This window comes from Desulfobacterales bacterium (assembly GCA_029211065.1).
GTDB lineage: Bacteria > Desulfobacterota > Desulfobacteria > Desulfobacterales > JARGFK01 > JARGFK01.
This window is the reverse complement of the sequence record JARGFK010000180.1, coordinates 1-5,303: the sequence shown is the minus strand read 5'-3', so window position 1 is coordinate 5,303 and position 5,303 is coordinate 1. Positions and strand designations below refer to the sequence as shown.

The following is a 5,303-nucleotide window of genomic DNA, read 5'->3' as shown; positions in this document are numbered from 1 at the left end:
TTAAAAGACAATTCCCTAAGCAGTTTTTTCTGGTTAGTTATAATAAACTGAATAAAGAACCATTTGATACGACAAAAAAAATTTTTGATTTTTGTAAGTTAGGGTTATGCAAACAGGTGGAACGATTCCTTGTTGGAACTAAAACAAGGCATGATGCTGACCCTTATTCAGTCTATCGCGCCAATGCGCGCGATGACAGCTGGCGAGGTATATTGCCTGATGAAATTGTTAAACAAATTATAACAGAGATTAAAAATACTCCCTTGGACATTTTTGTTCAGGATGGGACGATTGCCTAAAGTTTCTATTATACTAACATCATTTAATCATGATAAATACCTAAATGAAGCGATTGATAGCGTTCTTGGTCAGACCTTTACTGATTTTGAACTGATCATCTGGGATGATGCTTCTTCGGATAACTCTTGGCATTTGATCAGGCAATATTCCGATCCGCGAATCAAAGCGTTCCATAATGATGAACAGAAAAGAGGTGCATGGGGGATCAACAAGGCCATATCTGAGGTGGCGGCGGGTGAGTACATCGCTATTCATCACTCTGATGATATTTGGGAAAGAGAGAAGTTAGAGAAACAGGTTAAATTTATTGATGACTATTCGGATGTTGGCGCTGTATTCACCCGAGTACAGGTTATTAACGAGAAAGGAGATCCTTTTAAAGAAGACGACCATGTTTATTCACAAATATTCGATCAGCCCAATAGAACGAGGTTTGAATGGCTGCGGCATTTCTTCTATTTTGGGAACTGCCTTTGCCACCCCAGTGTCATGGTACGGAAATCCTGCTATAAATCGGTGGGTCTATACGATCGGAGGTTTGCTCAGATCTGTGATCTGGAAATGTGGGTGCGTTTGTGCATGAAGTACGATATATATGTGCTTGAGATGCCGCTAACCCGTTTCCGTGTGCGCGCAAATGAAATGAATCAAAGTGGCAATAAACCTGAAACCCATATTCGCAGCTATATGGAATTTCAGCAAGTGCTTAAGAATTACCTGAAAATATCATCAGTTGATGAATTGCGGTCGATTTTCCCTGATATAAAAGAAATAATGGCCCCTTCTAATAACCATATTCCATTTCTTGTTGCTATATATGCAGCAGAGCAAGGGGGTTATTTACATCGACCCTTTGCCATTAATACGCTATATGAATTATTTCAGGACTCCGACGCGGGAAATATATTGGAAAATAATTATCATTTTTCTTTTCCCGATCTAATTAAATTAACGGGCACGAAAGATTGCTCTCGTTTTAATGAAATTGCATCTCTAAAGGAAGAAATTACTCGCATAAAATCCACTTATTCATGGCGGATGACAAAGCCCTTTCGGTTTTTTAGTAACATTAGGCGACATTTTCAGAAGTGAGTATCACACCATATGAATAAATCACCTTTGGTTTCAATATGCATTCCTGTTTATAACGGGGAAAGCTTCCTGGAAGAGTGCTTAGAAAGTATTCTCAAGCAAAGTTTTCGAAATTTTGAAGTCATCGTAGTTGATGACCAATCCTCGGATGCAAGTTTTGAAATTGCACAACGGTTTCGTGATCGGGGTGATCGGATCCATGTTGTTCGGAATGAGGTAAACTTGGGCCTCGTAGAAAATTGGAATCGTTGCCTTGAACTGTCTCGCGGTGAATGGATCAAGTACGTTTTCCAAGATGATATGATTGATCCCGACTGTCTGGAAAAGATGATAAAAGCGGCAGAATTTTCAAATGGAATGATTGTCAGCAGACGAAGAATAGTATTCAATACCGTCAGCCAGGAAGTCAAGAAGATATATGACGATTTTTCCGGTAATAAGTCTATCGATGCGATTTTTCCGGGGAGAACGCATATTGCTCCGAACGATTTGTGTTATGCTGTTTTTAACAAACCCGGATGCAATTTCATTGGAGAGCCAACGGCGGTAATGATTCATCGGGATGTATTTAGAAAATTTGGACGGTTTAATCCAAAATTTATTCAGCTGTGCGATCTTGAATTGCTTTTACGCATCGGATGTAATTTGGGTTTTCATTATGTTCCTGAGACATTGGCAACATTCAGGGTCCATCCGGAATCGACGTCCATGACCAATAGAAATGAGCAAAAATTCAGAATGGAGATATGTGATTTGCTGCAGCTCTATCTCGAATTCGTTTACAATGAACATTTTAAAAAAATGCGGGATATCGCGGAAAACAGACGCCCCAGGATTTATCTGGAGCGAATGCTTGCGCTCGAAGCTGTCCGCGCACGTTTGATAATGAAAAGAAATCTCGACGTGTCTGATAAAATGGATCCACGAGTTATGGATATTTTAAACAGCTGTCCGATGATTGAAAATCGTCTTCTCGCGTTGCTGTTGGCTATACTGGGGCCGCTAATTCTAAAAAGGCTGACCTCAATGTACCTGTTTAGATTTGTATTTGGGAAAATACCGTTTAAAATGAGAAGACAAACGGTTTAAGCTCTCTGGAACATATGCAAATCTGTTGTATTATACTCAATTATTTTGGCCATCAAGACACTGTTTCATGCGTCCGGTCGCTGGCAGGGCAGGATGAACTCAAACGTGTGGTCATCGTTGACAATTCCGCGGACAGTGGTGAAAGAGGCATGTTGAAAGCGGCTTTCGATACAGAGTCCCAGGTAGAGATATTGTTTCCGCAAAAGAATTTGGGGTTTTCGGGAGGGGTCAACTTTGCGATAGCTAACTTAAACAAAGAAAGTTTTGACGCATTTTTATTGCTTAACAATGACACCGTTGCTTTGCCGGACTCGATCCGGTGTTTGTCGAAAGGAATGGATGAAAACGGATTTGATATGGCCGCACCCGTTATATACTGTTTCCCCGAACGAAGCGAGTTGTGGGCCCGGGGATATTTCTATAACCGCTTTTCCGGCTTGATCACGCACCGCGATACCTCTTTCATACCGGGAACCCTGTTTTATCTCAGCGGATGCTGTATACTGGTTCATCGGCAAGTTTTTGAAAAAATCGGGATGCTCGATGCCTCTTTTTTTATGTACGGTGAGGATATCGAGTTCTGCTATAGAGCCTTTCAAAACGGACTCAGATACGGAATTGTCGATCAGTCCAGAATTTATCATAAGGGAAATGCTTCGTCTAAAAACAATTCGCTGTTCTATGAATATCACCTGAACCGGTGCCATTTATTATTGTGTGATAAAATGTTCAGCAATAAAAGGGGGCGAAAGCTGTCCCTGGTCATCAAAGTGATCATTTTGGCAATGCGTGCGCTGGCAAGAAGCATCCGCTATAAAAATTTGAATGCAATTTCAGGGTATAAACAGGCGATCTTTGAAACGGCAGGTTCCGGTATTGACTCTTTCAGGGAGAAGCGTTGAGCGATACGATCCCCCGATAATTGCCATTATTTTTTCGGCAATTTGATTTTCGACATTTCAAGCAGATGATTGGAAAAAAATCCAATGAGGCATTGCTGTGTAATCGGCGGAACTGGTTTTATCGGTTCCCACGTAGTAAATAAATTAAGTTTGAGACAAATGCAAGTAACGGTAATCGGCAGAAAACCGATTCCTACGCGGGCGCTTCCAAAAACCGTTCGCTATGCCGCCGGCAATTTCGGCGATAAACACTTTTTGCTGGACGCCCTTCGGGGTGTTGACGAAATTGTTCACCTGGGTTACCTCACGGTTCCAAAAACAAGCTATGATGATCCGGTTAAGGATATTCTCAATAATCTGCCTGCAATGGTGATCCTTCTCGAAACAGCTATTCTTGCAGGTGTGAAAAAGTTTGTTTTTGTCTCGACGGGCGGCGCCATATACGGGAAATGTCGGGAAATTCCAATAAAAGAAGACCATCCGACCCAACCGATATCTCCATATGGGATCAGCAAACTGACTACTGAAAAGTATGCCGAGATGTTCAGCCAGATAAAATCACTGCCGGTTATTTGCATCAGACCGGCCAACGCTTATGGCGAAGGGCAAAAACCCAATGAGGAGCAGGGCTTTATCATCAATGCCATCGCCGCCATTTTACGGCGGCAGAGTATAACTGTTTTTGGTAAAACCGGGACCGTCAGAGATTATATTCATGTCGATGATGTTGCAGAAGGTATCATTGCGGCATCGACGTCCGGCAAACTGAACTCATGCTATAATATCGGCAGCGGCGTTGGAAGAAATAACAATGATATCCTTGCCGCCCTCTACCCGTTTGCCAAATCCGTCGGACTTGAACCAAAAGTCAAAAGGTTGCCGCTTCGGCCATTTGATGTCCCGTTTAATGTACTTGACAGCACAAAACTGATCGAAGAAACCGGATGGAAATCACAGATTTCTTTTGAAGAAGGGATCCGGAGGACGTGGGACTGGTGTTATCAAAAGCATAAAAAGGGCGAATTATAACGGATTTGTCGAATGATAAGGACCATATTCACATGAAACGCATGTGGGTGCAATGTATTTTAAAAAAGCAGCATATGGAAAATAGAGGATGAAACTTCTTCTTGTCACCCGGGAGTATCCGCCATTTGTTAAGGGCGGTATGTGTAGGGTGGCTGAATATCTGGTCAGGGGTGCTCACCGCCATGGGATCGATTTAACCCTTATCGCGAACCATCCGGGATGGGGAAAATTTGTTGAGCGGACAAACACGATTACGATTTATCGTGTTCCATCCTTTGGTTCAACCTTCCTGACGCAGCTACCCTTCTTTGGCTATCATGCCTCTGTTCTGGTTCAAAAGCTGCAGCAGAATTTTGACGTAATCTATTCCAACTATACGCCTCTATTCGGTAAGTTCAAAAGGCCATTGGTTGCCGGTTTTGTCGCAACCCGCTATGGCGAGTACGTCGGCTGTAGAGAAACCGGAAAACCGGTACATGCTTTGCTCAACCGGCTTTACATCCCGCTGGACAGACGGCTTGTAAAAAAAGCGGACGGCATCATTGTCAATTCACGAGATCTGGTTCACGAAATCAACTGGCTCGGAGGTGAGACAAAACGGGTTTCATATGTTCCCATCGGAATCGATACAGATATTTTCAGACCTGTGAAACCCAGGGTGTTTACTTCAGAGGTTAAAAAAATTCTCTGTGTCGGCCGGCTCGATTCCAGAAAGGGGATTGATTCTTTATTGAAGGCGTTCAAAGCGCTGATAAGGGATGTTTCGGCAAGATTGATTATCGTCGGGGACGGACCCGAAAGGCAGAACCTTTTGAAATTGGCTGATGGGTTATCAATCCCCGTGGATTTTTTAGGAATGGTTCCCTATGCGGATCTGCCCCAAATATACAA

Annotated in this window: 6 protein-coding genes; all 6 read left to right on the top strand. The window is 42.7% G+C overall.

The genetic code is table 11. The annotated features are described in order from the left end of the window. The coding region (locus tag P1P89_21990; protein ID MDF1594190.1) for a hypothetical protein at positions 1 to 299 on the top strand (299 nt) is incomplete at its 5' end. Further along, entirely contained in the window at positions 292 to 1,392 is a 1,101-nt protein-coding gene (locus tag P1P89_21985; GenBank protein MDF1594189.1) for a glycosyltransferase, read from the top strand. The genes P1P89_21990 and P1P89_21985, both read left to right, overlap by 8 nt. A 12-nt stretch (positions 1,393 to 1,404) precedes the next feature. After that, positions 1,405 to 2,481 (top strand): glycosyltransferase, encoded by a 1,077-nt coding sequence (locus P1P89_21980; protein ID MDF1594188.1) that lies wholly within the window; start codon positions 1,405 to 1,407, stop codon positions 2,479 to 2,481. A gap of 14 nt (positions 2,482 to 2,495) precedes the next feature. After that, a complete protein-coding gene (locus tag P1P89_21975) occupies positions 2,496 to 3,383 on the top strand; it encodes a glycosyltransferase family 2 protein (GenBank protein MDF1594187.1) in 888 nt (295 codons plus the stop codon). 84 nt (positions 3,384 to 3,467) lie between these two features. Beyond that, positions 3,468 to 4,412, top strand: a complete 945-nt coding sequence (locus P1P89_21970; protein MDF1594186.1) for an NAD-dependent epimerase/dehydratase family protein — start codon at positions 3,468 to 3,470, stop codon at positions 4,410 to 4,412. Between the two features lie 88 nt (positions 4,413 to 4,500). Next, positions 4,501 to 5,303: glycosyltransferase family 4 protein (locus P1P89_21965; GenBank protein MDF1594185.1), on the top strand; the 803-nt coding region annotated here is incomplete at its 3' end.